Here is a 15,139-nt window from a genome sequence, read left to right as displayed (position 1 = left end):
AAGCCGGGCACCGCCGTTTTTCGTTACTCTGCCGGAACCGCCGTCGCCTCAAGGCTGAGCGGCGCGGGCAGGTGGGTCAGCATCTCTTTCGGGCAAACCTGAAGGAAGTTCGCCTTTTCGATGTCCCAGTGTTGCAGGATGTCGGCGGCCTTGCGGCTGCCGGTTTCCGCGGCATGACGCTCGATCAACTCCTCAAGCTGGGTTTCCCAGTGCGGCACCGTCACTGCGCAGGTGACAAGCGTTTCCTTGTTCATCAGTGTCTCGGCCTGCCCCTCGGGATCATAGAGATAGGCCATGCCACCGGTCATCCCGGCCCCGAAATTGGCCCCGATGGTGCCCAGGATCACCGCAACGCCGCCGGTCATGTATTCACAGCCGTTCGAGCCACAGCCCTCGATCACCACCTTGGCCCCGCTGTTGCGCACGGCAAACCGCTCGCCGGCGCGCCCCGCGGCAAACAGGTAGCCATCGGTCGCCCCGTACAGAACGGTGTTGCCGATGATGGTGTTTTCATCCGCCGGCAACTGGCTGACCTGCGGCGGACGCACCACGATCGTGCCCCCGGACAGGCCCTTGCCCACATAGTCGTTGGCATCGCCCGAAACCTCGAGCTTGAGCCCCGGTGCCGCGAAGGCCCCCAGCGACTGACCCGCCGAGCCTTGCAGCTTGACCGTCAGGTGATCGGCCTGGAACGCGTTGCGCATGCCGAAATTGCGCACGATATGGCTGCTGGTGCGGGTGCCCACGGTGCGGTGGGTGTTCTGGATCGCATAAGACAACTGCATCTTTTCGCCATCCCGCAGGAACCGCGCCGCATCGCGCACGATTTCGGAATCCAGCGTATCGGGCACGGCATTGCGGTCCTTGTCGCGGTCATAGACGATCTCGGACGCGCCATCGACGGTAATCAGCAGCGGGTTCAGGTCGAGATCATCCAGATGCGCGTTGCCCCGGCTGACCTGGCTGAGCAGGTCGGCACGGCCAATCACGTCATCCAGCGACCGCGCACCGATGCTGGCCAGCAATTCGCGCACTTCCTGGGCATAGAAGGTGATCAGGTTCACCACCTTGTCCGCCGATCCGGTGAACTTGTCGCGCAGGGCTTCGTCCTGGGTACACACGCCCACCGGGCAGGTGTTGGACTGGCACTGGCGCACCATGATACAGCCCATCGCGATCAGCGCGGCGGTGCCGATGCCGAACTCTTCGGCCCCCATCATCGCCGCCATGACAATATCGCGCCCGGTGCGAAGGCCGCCATCGGTGCGCAACGTCACCCGGTCGCGCAGCTTGTTCATCGCCAGAACCTGATGTGCCTCGGTCAGACCCATTTCCCACGGCAGGCCGGCATATTTGATGCTGGTTGCCGGGCTCGCCCCGGTGCCGCCATTATGGCCGGAAATCAGGATCACGTCCGCCTTGGCCTTGGCCACCCCGGCGGCAATCGTGCCAACACCCGAGCTCGCCACAAGTTTGACCGTCACCTTGCAGCGCGGATTGATCTGTTTCAGGTCATAGATCAGCTGCGCCAGATCCTCGATACTATAGATATCGTGGTGCGGCGGCGGCGAAATCAGCGTCACGCCCTTGGTCGAATGGCGCAGACGCGCGATCAGGTCGGTGACCTTCATGCCCGGCAACTGGCCACCCTCGCCCGGCTTGGCCCCCTGCGCCACCTTGATTTCGAGCTCTTCGCACTGGTTCAGGTATTCGGCGGTCACGCCGAACCGGCCCGACGCCACCTGCTTGATCTTGGCAGACGGGTTGTCGCCATTGGGTTCGGGCACGAAATGCGCCGGATCCTCGCCGCCCTCGCCGGAATCCGACTTGGCACCAATGCGGTTCATCGCGACGTTCAGGGTCTTGTGCGCCTCGGGGCTGAGCGCGCCAAGCGACATGCCCGGTGTCACGAACCGCTTGCGGATCGAGGTGATGCTCTCGACCTCTTCGATCGGCACCGATTTGCCCAGGGGCTTGATGTCGAGCAGGTCGCGCAGGTGGATTGGCGGGTTGCTCCGCATCCGGGCCGAATATTGCTTCCAGATCTCGAACGACGCCTTGTTGCAGGCCATCTGCAACATATGCATCGTCGACGCTTCCCAGGCGTGGCTCTCGCCGGATTTGCGCGCCTTGTAGAACCCCCCGATGGGCAGCACATCCTGACCCGAGGTCCAGCCACGCGCGTGAACCTCTTCGGACTTGTGCTGGATCCCGTGGATGCCGATCCCGGAAATCCGGCTGAGCATGCCGGGGAAGAACTCGGCGCACATGGCGCGCGACAGGCCCACCGCTTCGAAATTCAGGCCGCCGCGATAGGACGAAATGACCGAGATCCCCATCTTGGCCATGATCTTGAGCAGGCCCTGGTCGATGGCTTCGCGATAACGCGCAACCGCTTCGCTCAGCGTCCCCTCAAGCAGCCCGCGCCGGATCCGGTCGGCCAGCGAATCCTCGGCCAGATAGGCGTTTACAACGGTCGCGCCACAGCCGATCAGAACCGCGAAGTAATGCGGATCGATACATTCGGCGCTGCGCACATTCAGCGAGCAGAAGGTCCGCAACCCGTTGCGCGTCAGGTGGCTGTGTACGGCGCTGGTGGCCAGGATCATCGGCATCGCGACCTTGTCCGCATCGGAATGCTGATCGGTCAGCACGATATGCCCGGCCCCGGACCGTACCGCGTCTTCCGCTTCCGAGCGGATCCGGCTCAGGCCAGCGTTCAGCGCCCCCTGGCCTGACTCAAAGGTACAGTCGATCTCGACACAAGGCGCGTTGAACTGCTCGACCAGCTTGCTCCACTGGGAGTTGCCGACAAACGGGCTCTCCAGCACCACGATCTCGGTCTGACTGCTGTCTTCGTCCAGCACGTTCTTGAGATTGCCGAACCGCGTCTTGAGGCTCATCACCCGATATTCGCGCAAGCTGTCGATGGGCGGGTTGGTGACCTGGCTGAAGTTCTGGCGGAAGAAATGGCTCAGCGGACGATATTGCTTGGACAGGACCGCGCTTGGCGTGTCATCCCCCATGCTGGCCAGCGCCTCTTTGCCGTCCTCGGCCATCGGCGACAGGATCTGTTCGAGCTCTTCGACCGAATAGCCCGCCGCGATCTGGCGCTTGCGCAGCTCCGCGCCCTCGAACAACGGGGCTTCCTGCGCGCCGGACAGGGCTTCGTCGGCGTCGTTGATCTTGCCGACCCATTCGCCAAAGGGCAGCGCCTTGGCCAGCTTGTCCTTGATTTCCTTGTCGCGATACAGCGTGCCCTTTTTCATGTCCACGGCCAGCAGCTGCCCCGGCCCCAATGCGCCTTTTTCGCGCACGGTTGCCTCGTCGATCGGCACCATCCCGGCTTCGGAACCGGCAATCACCAGCCCGTCACCCGTCACCACATAACGCATCGGCCGCAGCCCGTTGCGGTCCAGCCCGGCACAGACCCAGCGGCCATCGGTCATCGCCAGCGCGGCGGGCCCGTCCCAGGGTTCCATCACGCTGTTGCAATAGGAATACATGTCGCGCCATGCCTGCGGCAGTTCGATGGCCTGTTTGCTCCAGCTTTCGGGCACCAGCATGGTCTTGGCCATCGGCGCGCTGCGCCCGGCGCGCACCAGCACCTCGAATACCGAATCCAGCGCCGCGCTGTCCGAGCTGCCCGAGGCGACGATCGGCTTGATATCCTCGGCCATGTCGCCAAAGGCCGAACTGGCCATGCGGATCTCGTGGCTTTTCATCCAGTTCAGGTTGCCCTTGAGCGTGTTGATCTCGCCGTTATGGGCCAACATCCGGAACGGCTGGGCCAGCCACCATTGCGGGAAGGTGTTGGTGGAATAGCGCTGGTGATAGATTGCAAAGGCGCTTTCGAACCGCTCGTCCATCAGGTCGGGATAGAACTCGGCCACCTGCTCGGCCAGCATCATGCCCTTGTAGATGATCGACCGGCAGGACAGCGAAGCCAGGTAAAGATCGTTGATCCCCGCCGCCGCCGCTGCCTTTTCGATACGCCGGCGAATGACATAAAGTTCGCGCTCAAAGGTCTCTTCGTCGACACCCTTGATGTTCGAGAGGATGATCTGTTCGATCTCGGGCCGTGTCGCGTTGGCCTTGTCGCCAAGACAGGTGACATCCACCGGTACGTGGCGCCAGCCATAGATATAATACCCCATGCGCAGGATCTCGGTTTCGACGATGGTCCGGCATTTTTCCTGGGCCCCGAAATCGGTGCGCGGCAGAAACACCTGCCCCACGGCGATCAGCTTGTCGTGATGCGGTTCGTGGCCGGTGCGCTCGATCTGGTCATAAAAGAACCTGACCGGAATCTGCACATGGATCCCCGCGCCATCGCCGGTCTTGCCATCGGCGTCCACGGCACCCCGGTGCCAGATCGCCTTGAGCGCCTTGATCCCGGATTCAACCACCTGGCGACTCTTGGAGCCGTCGATGGACACCACCAGCCCGACCCCACAGGACGAATGCTCGTCGCTTTCGGAATACATGCCATTCTCGGTCATCCACTTGCGCTTTTCAGCTTCTGCCCGGGCCCAGTTATCGTCAAATTTGGTCATGGATTGCTTCCTTGTTCTGAGGCCGATACCGAATCGAGAACGTCCTGTTCGGTCAGTTGTTGGCGATCACCCGCAAAGGCATAGCCGGCGGGTTTGCAGTCGATGTATACTTCTTGTGTCAGCGTCAGGTCGCCGAGGTCATCCAGCGAACCCGCGGACAGGCTCATCATGCCGTCCGGCATGATCTCGCCGGGCGGGATCCGGTAGAACAGGCTTGATCCGCAGATGGCACAGAACCCGCGTTCCGCCCAGTCGCTGGATTTGTAGATCCGGATCGAATCCTCACCCTGCCAGGCAATCCCGTCAAGCGGCACATCCAGCCCAAGCTCGATCCCGCCGCTGAATTTCCGGCACATGCCGCAATGACAGGCACCAATATGATCGGGCACCTGTTTCAGGGTGTAGCGCACCGCGCCACACATGCAGCCACCCGTTCTTGACGTGCTCATGCGTTGTCTCCCGCTGTTTCCTCGGGCGCGAACATGGCGAGGCATTCGGCCTCGGTCAGCCGCCGATGATCCCCCGCGAGCGCATAGCCACGCGGTTTGCGGTCTGAATAGAATTCGAACGTCATGCTGCCGCCGGCGGCATTTTCAAACAGCCCCGCAGCAAGATTGCGAACATTGTCATGCGTGGTCATGTACCACAGCGCCGAACCGCAGATGTCGCAGAACGCACGCTCTGCCCAATCTGACGAGCGATAGCTCCGCACCGGGCCGTCTGCCTCGATCGACTCGGGATCGGCCGAAACCGACAGGAACATGCCGCTGGTCCACCGGCGGCACATGTCACAATGACAGGCCCGCAACACCGGTTCACACGCGCTTGCCCGCACCGTCACCGCGCCGCACATGCATTGCCCGTTCAACTCAGCCATCACAGCCCTCGTCCAGTTGCGTGGACAGAAAGCCCGGATCGCCGGGAAAATACAGCGAGAGCGGCGATTGCTCCAGCCACTCGGGGTCGGTCGCCGCCGTCTTGCGTGAATAGGCCCCTTCGATGAACAGGTTCAGCTCTTCGGAAACATAGATATCGAATTCGAAATCCAGGCTATTTTCGCCCTGCTGCCGCACAAATCCACGATGCAAGGTGCCCTTGCGAAAACTGTGTCCGCTCAGATCCAGCGTCTCGTCACCGAGGGCAGCCTCGGAATGCAGGCGATATTTCAGCCCCTTGAGCGCCCCGCTTCCAATCACTGCGGGGCGATCCGATGTGGCGCTGCCATGCTCCAGAAGCCCCGGCAGGGTGATCGAGCGGCCATCGTCAAAGCCGATCTCGATGGTACGCAGGTCATCGCCAAGACGATATTCGACAAACGCCCAGTCGGCGTTGAACACATGGGTATAGGCGGGCTGACCGTGGGAAAAGGCGGCCTCTTCGAAATGGCTGCCGCAATCGAAAATGGTCGTCGCGATGCAACTTTTCTTGGCAACAGTGACGATGGGTTCACAGCCCTGGGGCACGCTGACCTGCTGCGCGGTCAGCGGCGTGGCCACCGTAGCCAGCACAAGCGCGGCGACACGACACCGGGCCATTGATCCAATCAGGCGTTCAATCACAATCCGCCTCCGATTCCGTGGCCATGAAACCCGGCTCGCCCGGCCAGGCGAGGCCGAAAGGCGTCTGGGTGAAACGCTCACGCTCGCTGCCGAACACGCTGCGCGTCCAGTCGGCTTCGAACATCAGGTTGCGTTTGGCCGAAACATACATGTCGATCTCGAACTCCATGCCGCCACCCCCGATCTCGGTTTCGAAAACCCGGTAGGCGCGGGCCTTTTGAAACCAGACGCCGCCCAGAAACTCGGTTTCTCCGGTCAGTTCGATATGCCCGGTCAGGACATAGGGGCGGTTTTCGATCATCCGTGTGCTCAGGGTGAAGCGGCCCGCCTCTTGCGACCAGCCAGCATTCAACAGCGCCGGTATGTTGGTGTTGGCCAAGGTGCCCGGCACGGCGGTCATGCGCATTCCGCTGAATCCCGGCTGGCGAAATTCGGTCATGCGCCAATCCGAGGTAAAGACACGCACGACCTGCAATTTGCCCTTGCGATAGGTATGCGCCTCGCGCGAGGTGCCGCAATCGATCAGCGTGGTTGCGTTGCAGGACGCCTTGAGAACCGTGGCGATGGGCTGGCATTGCGGGGGAATGGCAACCTGTGCCCCGGCCCGGACGGGTGCAAATGCCGCAACGGCACAAAGCGCCGCGGCGATTATCCGCCCGGCTGCGCTGTGTACTGTTCTGCCCCATCCCTGGTTCACGTTTTTCACTCTTTGCTGACCATTTGTCCGGTTGGCTTGGAGACGGCTTGCGCGCGCTAGACCTTGCGCGCCAACGTCACGGATGCGCGTGGCATCCGGCATTCAGGCGCTGACGCAAGCCCATGCGCCAGCGGCCCGGTTCATTCCGCGGCAATGGCACCCGCGCCCGCGTTCAGGCGGGTCAGGATCGCATCGGCGCAATCGCGACCGTCGCGGATTGCCCAGACCACCAGCGACGCGCCACGCACAATATCGCCCACCGCATAAACCCCGTCCAACGCGGTTTCGCCGGTGGTGAATTCGGCGCGGATGGTGCCCCAGCGGGTGACCGCAAGATCGGGCTGGTCCCAGAGAGTCGGCAGGTCTTCGGGCTCGAAACCAAGCGCCTTGATCACCAGATCCGCCTCTTCGACGTAATCCGCGCCTTCGATCACTTCGGGTGACTGGCGGCCGCTCGCGTCGGGCGCGCCAAGCCGCATCTTCTGAACCATGACGCCGCTGACCGCTTCGTCACCGACAAAACCCTTGGGTGCGCTGAGCCATTCAAAGACCACGCCTTCTTCCTCGGCATTGGCCACTTCCCGCTGGCTGCCCGGCATGTTGGTGCGGTCGCGGCGGTACAGGCATTTGACGCTTGTTGCGCCCTGGCGGATGCTGGTGCGTACGCAATCCATCGCGGTGTCGCCGCCGCCGATCACCACGACGCGCTTGCCCTCGGCATTCAACCGGCCCGACTCGAACGTGTCCACGGTGTCGCCAAAGCTCTTGCGGTTGCTCGCAGTCAGAAAATCGATGGCTTTCTCGATCCCCTCAAGCCCGCTGCCCGGCATGCCCAGATCGCGGGACTTGTAGACGCCGGTGGCAATGATGACCGCATCATGCTGCGCGCGGATTTCGTCAAACGAGATGTCCTCGCCGACGGTGCAATTCAACCGGAAGGTCACGCCGCCTTGCTCGAGCTGTTGGTTGCGGCGCATGACCACGTCCTTTTCGAGCTTGAAGCCCGGAATACCATAGGTCAGCAACCCGCCCGCCCGGTCATAACGGTCATAGACTGTCACCTGTACACCTGCGCGGCGCAACACATCTGCCGCCGCCAGCCCGCCGGGGCCGGCACCGATGATCCCGACGCTTTCTGTACGTTCCTGCGCCGGTGTGATGGGCTGAATCCAGCCCTCTTCCCATGCCGTGTCGGTGATGTATTTCTCGACCGCGCCGATGGTCACGGTGCCATGCCCGGACTGCTCGATCACACAATTGCCTTCGCACAGACGGTCCTGCGGGCAGATGCGGCCGCAGATTTCCGGGAAGGTGTTGGTGGCCTGGCTCACCGCATAGGCCTCTTGCAGGCGCCCCTCGGCGGTCAGGCGCAGCCAGTCGGGAATGTTGTTGTGCAGCGGGCAATGGCTCTGGCAATAGGGTACACCACACTGGCTGCACCGGCTGGCCTGTTCCTTGGCCTTGGCCTCGGCGAATTCGGCATAGATCTCGTGAAAATCCTCGCGACGCGCCCCGGCTTCTCGCTTTGCGGGCATATCCCGGTCAATCTGAACGAATTTCAGCATTGGTTGCTTTGCCACAGCGAGATCTCCATGATATCTTGGTCGTGAACGTCTCTAAGCGAATTGTAGAATGATTAAAAGTCAGAAGTGCTGACCTAATTACGCAATTATTGGGCATCAGCCCGGTGCATCAGGCCGATTTGCCCCAAAATTAGTAACCAATACGGACCTATATTTCAGCTTTCCTATATTTTCAAAGCACTTATACCTGTCACCATCACGCATGAATTTTCTGGTCCCGCGATAAGATGCCCCTGTTTCAACTTCTCCTCGTGGCCCTGATCCAGGGTCTTACCGAGTTTCTGCCGGTTTCCTCTTCGGGGCACCTGATTCTCCTGCCCGGCCTGACCGGCCTGCAGGACCAGGGCCAGCTGATCGATGTCGCGGTGCATGTCGGCACCCTTGGCGCGGTGGTGGTCTATTTCTGGCGCGACGTGCGGGTCGGGCTGCTGGGGCTGCCCCGGTTGCTGCGTGGCAAGGCCGATACTCCCGGCGCACAGCTGGCGCTTGGGCTGATCATCGCCACGATTCCGGTCATCGTCGCCGGTGCCTTCCTGCATTTCACCGGGCTGAGCGACGCGATGCGCTCGGTCGCGGTGATCGGCTGGACCATGCTGATCTTTGGCATCGTGCTCTACTGGGCTGACCAGAGCGGCGCGTCGGACAGGACGGCGGCGGACTGGTCGGCCAGGGATGCTCTTGTCATGGGGTTATGGCAGGCCGTGTCGCTGATCCCCGGCACCTCGCGCTCGGGTATAACCATCACCGGGGCCCGCCGCTTGGGCTATGGCCGCGAAGATGCCGCCCGGCTTGCAATGCTGATGTCGATTCCGACGATTCTGGCGTCGGGTGTCCTGCTCGGGGCCGAAGTAGCCCTTGACGCCAACACCACCGCGATGCGCGATGGCGCAATTGCCGCCGCCTTTGCCTTTTTCGCGGCCCTTCTGGCCCTGACCCTGATGATGCGCCTGCTGCGCAGCATCAGCTTTACCCCCTACGTTATTTATCGGATCGCGCTTGGAATCGTGTTGCTGGTCTATGCCTATGGCGGCTCAGCTGCGCAGGTTGCCGGCTGATTTCTGCAACGCGTCGTATTGACCGGCGGGGCGGAAACGCCACAGGTAATCCGGCAGGACTGACCCCATCGCCACCGGCGATATCCCGAGGTCGGAGAAGCCCCTGGCACCCTCCGCCACAACATTGTCGCGACGCAGGTTGCAAAGCTGATCCCGCGTCAGCACGCCATTACCGATCAACCCCAGCGACACCGCCTGAACCATGTCCAGCCCAAAGGCCATGATCCGGGCCAGCCAGAACGGCATGTTGACCAGCACCCGCCGTCGGCTGATCACGTCCAGCATCTGCGCCATCAGGTCCCGCATCGTCTTGACCTCGGGCCCGCCCAGCTCATAGACGCCCGGCGCGACATCCCCGGTCACCGCCTTGACCGCCGCCCTGGCAACGTCGTCCACATAGACCGGCTGAAAACGGGTCTCGCCCGCCGCGATCGGCAGGAAAGGACCCATCCGCGTCATCCCGGCGAACCGGTTGAAAAACTGGTCCTCCGCCCCGAAAATCACCGATGGCCGCAGGATCACGGCACCGGGCATATGTTCTGATACTGCCGTCTCGCCCGCCGCCTTGCTCCGGCTGTAATCACTGTCCGACCCGGCATCCGCGCCGATGGCCGAAAGATGCACCATCCGCGCGATACCCTGCTGCGCCGCGATCCGGGCAACCCGGCCCGCGCCGTCGGCCTGGATGGCGTCAAAACCGTTCTTGCCGGTTTCATTCAGGATACCGACGCAATTCACCACCGCGTCCGCGCCCTGCATCGCCCGCGCGACCGAATCGTCATCGCGAATGTTGCACAGCACCGGCTCGACCTGGCCGACCACACCGTAGGGGCGGACAAAAATCGCCTCGTTGGGTCGCCGTACCGCGACGCGCACGCGCCAGCCCATCTGAGCGAGGTGGCGCGCAATATAGCGCCCCACGAATCCGGATCCGCCATAGATAGTGACCAGCTTGGACATGTCAGCGCTCCCTCATGATTGGGTCTCTTCCGATCTACCGCTCCAAACCCATGCAAACAAGGCGCAAAAACGCCACGCCGCGGGGAAAACCCTTGCCGCAATGTTTCAAGCGAGACCGCAGGGCAGCGTTTTCCTTCAGATTTTTACAATTTCCATTTGACACCCCCCGCTCGTCCACTTAAAGGGTCGCTTCACGACACCTGCCCAGGTGGCGGAATGGTAGACGCGCTAGCTTCAGGTGCTAGTGTTCGCAAGGACGTGGAGGTTCGAGTCCTCTCCTGGGCACCATAACAGACTTGAGGGTCTGTGATCCCACTTAAAGCCTTGAACGGAAACGCTAATTCAGCGGTTCTAGCACCCCCATTTCGGCAGTATCTTATGCGGTCTGTGAAGGCCAGTTTGAGCACCAGTTTGCGTGCTACCACACTACCACTTTCCCATATTTTCCAAGGGTTTGAGAGAAATATCAGGGCCGGTTCTAGTTTTTCAGCAAAGCTCCCAGCAGGAACGGCCTGATCTTCAATCGCCTCAGCGAGTAGTGCCTTCTGTTTGTTCAGTTGCCCGATCTTGGCCTCATAGGTTTCGATGACGGCTGAATTGTCCGAGTCCATGATCCGTTCCAGAAGCTTGGCTATCTGCTTATCCAGCTCTTTAATTTTCAGCTTTGCTGAGGCTGCAATCTCCAATGCCTGATCTTTTTGCATGTTCCACGCATCGCGGAACATTTTCGTCGCCAGCGTCATCAATCCTTTGGTTGGTTGCAGCGTCTTAACAAGTTCGCCGACATCCGCTTCAACCTTGTCGCGCGCGATGGACTTGCCGTAATTGTCACAGCCCTTTGTCTGGCAAAGATAATACGGGTAGCGCTTGTTTCGTCCTGTGGACCATGATGAGCGTAGAGGCACATCACAGCACGCACAGACGACCATTCCGCGCAGAGCAAAGTCGTCAGGGTTGTTCTTACCGTAAGGCGCTCTTGCGGCCCCCTGTCGCCTCTCCTGCACCTTTTCAAAGGTCCTGAGCGAGATCAGGGCTTCATGCTGTCCTTTGAGCCACTCGATGCTGTAGCGCTCGCTACAGATGTAACCTGTATAAATCGGATGAGTAAGCATATCGGTCACGCGCTGCTGGGTGATAACGCCAGCTTTGTTACGTGGAAAATTCGGCAAGGTTTCAAAGTAACGCCGGATATCGGCCTGCGTCTGGAAACGTCCTGATGCATATCCCTCAAAAGCTTCACGCACCATGTCAGCAAAAGGTTCACTGGGAACAAGTACCTTGCCGCGTCCCTTGATCGTCTCATAGCGGTATCCTATCGGCGGATAGTGAATCCAGTAGCCGTTTTCCATACGGGCCTGCATCTTCTGGGCAACCTGGCGTCCGTTCTGCTTTCTTTCCAAAGCGCCCTGCGCTGCCATGATGGTTTCAATGAACTCACCTTCAGGCGTCTCATCGAACTTGAAGTTTAAGCATTCAATCTTGGCACTGCGCAGACGGAAAGCTTCGCGCAGGTCGAGATGAAAGCGCGTATCACGGGCAAAGCGTTTGAGATCATCAAAGATGACGATAAAGCGCTCAGTGGGCTGGGCGTCCAGAAATGACAGTAACGCCACCATACCGGGGCGCTGCATGAAATCACCGCCGCCAGTAATGGTGTCAGGGAAAACGGCAGCAACCTCATAGCCCTTGGATGCGGCATGCTGGCGGCATCTTGTTTCCTGAGATTCAAGGCCATGTCCTTCTGCTTCCTGCGACCGAGAGGATACGCGGCAATAGATGACAGCCTTCGGCTGGTTATCTATTTGATTTGAGTTGGGAACATTGTTCTTTTTAGGCTTCATCTTGCCCCCTTTTTCTTGCGGGATTGGTTAGGAGCCAATGTTTCAGGCGCTGTCTCTACGGGGATGAGATATTCTAGCACATCATCGAAGCTGGTTTCAGTATTTTCGTGGAGCTTATCCCCAGACTTCACGCTGAAACCCAACTCAGCAAATCCGCGCATGATCTGCCAGAGTGACATCAGGAATTCTTTCTTCTGCGCTTCATCCAGTTCAACCAAGCTTGGATCATCGCCGTATTGAGCAAGCAGCCTGTCTTCTTCATCCATCGGCGGCGCTGCCGCCTGGTTCATCACGGCTTTTGGTTTAGGTTTTGCTTGGGGTCTTGAGCGCATGAAAAAAGCTGAAGACCTATCGAAAGACTATTTCCGTTTGGACCAAGAACAGTTCATGAAACAATGGATGCCTGGTATGGCGCGTGAGGTCAGGCGGCAAACCACCAGCGCTTCATGGGAGAAAATTGTTGATGACCTGGGCAACAAGGTCCAGCAAGACATTGTGACCGATGACCGTGACCGCACAAATGTTCTTGTCTTGGCAGGTCCGGGATCAGGCAAAACACGCGTATTGGTCCACCGCATCGCTTATTTGCTGCGTATGAAACGCGAAGATCCTCGCGGAATTCTAGTGCTGGCTTACAATCGTCATGCAGCGGCTGAAATCCGCATGAGATTGCGCGGCCTCGTTGGTGACGACGCCAATGGCATTACTATCCTGACCTGCCATTCCTTGGCTATGAGGTTGGTTGGGGCGAGTTTCACAGGAGTTCATGCCGACAAAAAGGACTTTGATAACATCATCACTGAAGCCGTTCGTCTTCTAAATGCAGATGATCTTTCGAAGTCAGAGGCCGAAGCTCAGCGGGAAAGCCTCATCCAAGGATACCGCTGGATATTGGTCGATGAATATCAAGACATCGGCGCGCATGAGTACGACTTGATTTCGGCGGTTGCGGGCCGTTCACTTGAGGATGCCGATCTAAAACTTAGCCTCTTTGCCGTTGGGGATGATGACCAGAACGTCTACGCTTTCAGGGGGGCTTCAATCGAGTTTATCCGTAAGTTTGAGGACGACTATAACGCCAAACCGGCCTTCCTGATTGAAAATTATCGCTCGACGGCAAACATCATTGCCGCAGGCAATGACGTCATATCCAGAGCGCCTGATCGCATGAAGGTCGAACATTCCATCAGGATTAACAAAAGTCGGTCAGCAAGTCCTGCTGGTGGCCGTCTGGAAAAATCAGATGCTGTGGTTCAAGGGCGTGTTCATCTTTTGGATGTTCCACCGGGAGACGCCCCGCAAGCTATAGCTGCAATTGATGAGCTTCTCCGCCTTTCGCGGCTAGACCCAAGCTGGAACTGGGCGAAGACTGCCGTAATCTCTCGTGATTGGAAGGGACTGGGAGCGGTTCGGGCATACGCAGAAAGTAAGGGACTGACCGTTCAAATGGCGAACGAAGAGCCGCTTAACATTTGGCGATTTAGAGAAACCCAGAAACTCGTCACCAAGTTACGCCAAACACCTGATGCGTTGCTTGGAGTTCAAGAAATTCTTGATGTCCTCAACGAGCAGCCTCGCAATAGGTGGGTTGACCTCATAGCTGAAGGTATCGCGGAGTTAGCTCAGGAACTTAAAACCAAAACCATGCCGGTTGCCGATATTATCGAGTGGATCGCGGAATGGTCAAAAGATGTTTTGGATGAGCAACGCAATCTACTGTTGCTGACTGCACATCGCGCCAAAGGTCTTGAATTTGATCATGTAGTCATCCTGAATGGTGGTTGGGATCGAATTCCTGATGCCTCTCACAACGAAGATCACGAAGCGCAGCGGCGATTGTTTTATGTTGCGATGACAAGAGCGCGACAAAGTCTCACGGTATTGACCTCTGGCAAACATCAGTTCTTGAACGCAGATTCTAAAACCGTGCTTCATAGGTCTGTGCAGCCAGACATGGGGGATTTCATTCCTCCTAGGAGTATTTATCAGATGTCCAGTCTAAAGGCAGTTGACCTTTCTTATGCCGGACGCCAGCGAAATGGCCACAGCGTCCACAGTGCTGTTCCCAAGGTAAAAGTTGGAGATAAGCTGTCGCTGAAATTCAGCGATCCACATTGGTTGATCATCAACTCTCAAGATCAAATCCTTGGGCGGATGGCAAAGGCTTGGAAAATGCCTGCGGGCCACATTCTTGTGTCGGGCCATGTCGGAGCCGTGGTCAATTGGAGAAAGCAAGACAACGAAGAGGAATACCGCCCCAATCTCAAACGCGATAGCTGGGAAACTGTTTTGCCCGAGTTTATTTTTCAGCCCGAAGGGTATTCAACACGGCCTGTCCAACGCCCAAATGAGATCGAGGTTACTGATGGTGCTGTTACCAAGGGCAACATCAATGAAGAGCCAGTACACCGTACCCCTGTTGAAACGACAGATTTGGAAAAAGACCCGCTACCGAAGAACACTGATCAGATGTTAGCGGATGCCATGAAAACCATCGTGAAAGATGCCGTCAGCGAAACAAAGACATGGGATGAGTTTGCAGCAGCGCTAGAACTTGAAAATATCAAACTGCGGCCCAAAGGAGGCGGATTGGTAGTGTGCGATGCCAAATCAGACGAAGAGGTTTGCAAATTGTCTTTGTTGAAACTTAGCTACATCAACTTGATCCGTCATTTTGGTGAGGGCTTTCCTGGACATACCGCGACATGGCTGGTTGAGCGAGCGCTTGACGAAAACTATGTTCCCAAAGGCCGCAAACGCGGCGGTGTAGGTAGGAAAAAATCGAGGGATGACGACTTTTCAGTTATTGAAGACTAAAATCTCTGGCACAGCGCCTGCAAATTTCTCTTGCATCACATTGAAGCCTTGTGCTGCTATCCCGCCTCATT

The 15,139-nt window shown here is 58.8% G+C and carries 10 protein-coding genes, 1 tRNA gene and 1 pseudogene; 3 read left to right on the top strand and 9 right to left on the bottom strand.

Features of this window, described 5'->3' with window-relative positions; genetic code table 11:
- Window positions 1–23: 23 nt before the first annotated feature.
- The 6 genes from gltB to ACP15R_RS22090 form a co-directional block, all read right to left on the bottom strand.
- Window positions 24–4,556: a glutamate synthase large subunit gene (gltB, locus tag ACP15R_RS22115; protein ID WP_424988246.1), complete on the bottom strand. Its 4,533-nt coding sequence runs from the start codon at window positions 4,554–4,556 to the stop codon at window positions 24–26.
- Complete coding sequence (locus ACP15R_RS22110) at window positions 4,553–5,005, bottom strand: GFA family protein (protein WP_424988245.1); 453 nt, start codon at window positions 5,003–5,005, stop codon at window positions 4,553–4,555. Before ACP15R_RS22110 ends, gltB begins: the two co-directional genes overlap by 4 nt.
- The gene (locus ACP15R_RS22105) at window positions 5,002–5,433 is read right to left on the bottom strand and encodes a GFA family protein (protein WP_424988244.1); all 432 of its coding nucleotides are present in this window, start codon (window positions 5,431–5,433) and stop codon (window positions 5,002–5,004) included. Before ACP15R_RS22105 ends, ACP15R_RS22110 begins: the two co-directional genes overlap by 4 nt.
- Window positions 5,426–6,115 (bottom strand): hypothetical protein, encoded by a 690-nt coding sequence (locus ACP15R_RS22100; RefSeq protein WP_424988243.1) that lies wholly within the window; start codon window positions 6,113–6,115, stop codon window positions 5,426–5,428. The genes ACP15R_RS22105 and ACP15R_RS22100 overlap by 8 nt, the downstream gene beginning before the upstream one ends.
- On the bottom strand, window positions 6,108–6,812 hold the full coding sequence (locus ACP15R_RS22095; protein WP_424988242.1) for a hypothetical protein: 705 nt from the start codon (window positions 6,810–6,812) through the stop codon (window positions 6,108–6,110). The genes ACP15R_RS22100 and ACP15R_RS22095 overlap by 8 nt, the downstream gene beginning before the upstream one ends.
- A 140-nt stretch (window positions 6,813–6,952) precedes the next feature.
- Complete coding sequence (locus ACP15R_RS22090; RefSeq protein ID WP_424988241.1) at window positions 6,953–8,392, bottom strand: NAD(P)-dependent oxidoreductase; 1,440 nt, start codon at window positions 8,390–8,392, stop codon at window positions 6,953–6,955.
- A gap of 230 nt (window positions 8,393–8,622) precedes the next feature.
- On the opposite strand from ACP15R_RS22090, the gene ACP15R_RS22085 reads away from it, so the two are divergent.
- Window positions 8,623–9,450, top strand: a complete 828-nt coding sequence (locus ACP15R_RS22085) for an undecaprenyl-diphosphate phosphatase (RefSeq protein WP_424988239.1) — start codon at window positions 8,623–8,625, stop codon at window positions 9,448–9,450.
- Here the strand turns inward: ACP15R_RS22085 and ACP15R_RS22080 are convergent.
- Window positions 9,427–10,410, bottom strand: coding sequence for a complex I NDUFA9 subunit family protein (locus ACP15R_RS22080; protein WP_424988238.1), 984 nt, complete (start codon window positions 10,408–10,410; stop codon window positions 9,427–9,429). The two genes, ACP15R_RS22085 and ACP15R_RS22080, sit on opposite strands and share 24 nt — an antisense overlap.
- Window positions 10,411–10,612: 202 nt before the next feature.
- Here ACP15R_RS22080 and ACP15R_RS22075 point away from each other — a divergent pair.
- Window positions 10,613–10,698: transfer RNA gene (locus tag ACP15R_RS22075), tRNA-Leu, on the top strand.
- A 497-nt stretch (window positions 10,699–11,195) separates the two neighbouring features.
- On the opposite strand, the pseudogene ACP15R_RS22070 reads toward ACP15R_RS22075, so the two are convergent.
- A pseudogene (locus ACP15R_RS22070) lies at window positions 11,196–12,251 on the bottom strand (recombinase family protein); the annotation flags it as partial.
- Window positions 12,248–12,541, bottom strand: a complete 294-nt coding sequence (locus tag ACP15R_RS22065; protein WP_424988237.1) for a hypothetical protein — start codon at window positions 12,539–12,541, stop codon at window positions 12,248–12,250. The gene ACP15R_RS22065 and the pseudogene ACP15R_RS22070, both read right to left, overlap by 4 nt.
- A 40-nt stretch (window positions 12,542–12,581) precedes the next feature.
- Between ACP15R_RS22065 and ACP15R_RS22060 the strand changes: the two genes are divergently transcribed.
- Complete coding sequence (locus ACP15R_RS22060; RefSeq protein WP_424988236.1) at window positions 12,582–15,068, top strand: UvrD-helicase domain-containing protein; 2,487 nt, start codon at window positions 12,582–12,584, stop codon at window positions 15,066–15,068.
- The last annotated feature ends 71 nt before the right edge of the window (window positions 15,069–15,139 follow it).

Source organism: Microbulbifer sp. S227A (assembly GCF_049800935.1).
Note: the sequence above shows the minus strand (reverse complement) of the source record. Positions and strands in the feature narration are given on the sequence as shown.

What these genes read in the sequence shown, in the direction of transcription:
- gltB (WP_424988246.1), bottom strand. Translation starts at nt 4,556, where the DNA reads ATGACCAAATTTGACGATAACTGGGCCCGGGCAGAAGCTGAAAAGCGC.
- ACP15R_RS22110 (WP_424988245.1), bottom strand. Translation starts at nt 5,005, where the DNA reads ATGAGCACGTCAAGAACGGGTGGCTGCATGTGTGGCGCGGTGCGCTAC.
- ACP15R_RS22105 (WP_424988244.1), bottom strand. Translation starts at nt 5,433, where the DNA reads ATGGCTGAGTTGAACGGGCAATGCATGTGCGGCGCGGTGACGGTGCGG.
- ACP15R_RS22085 (WP_424988239.1), top strand. Translation starts at nt 8,623, where the DNA reads ATGCCCCTGTTTCAACTTCTCCTCGTGGCCCTGATCCAGGGTCTTACC.
- ACP15R_RS22080 (WP_424988238.1), bottom strand. Translation starts at nt 10,410, where the DNA reads ATGTCCAAGCTGGTCACTATCTATGGCGGATCCGGATTCGTGGGGCGC.
- ACP15R_RS22065 (WP_424988237.1), bottom strand. Translation starts at nt 12,541, where the DNA reads ATGAACCAGGCGGCAGCGCCGCCGATGGATGAAGAAGACAGGCTGCTT.
- ACP15R_RS22060 (WP_424988236.1), top strand. Translation starts at nt 12,582, where the DNA reads ATGAAAAAAGCTGAAGACCTATCGAAAGACTATTTCCGTTTGGACCAA.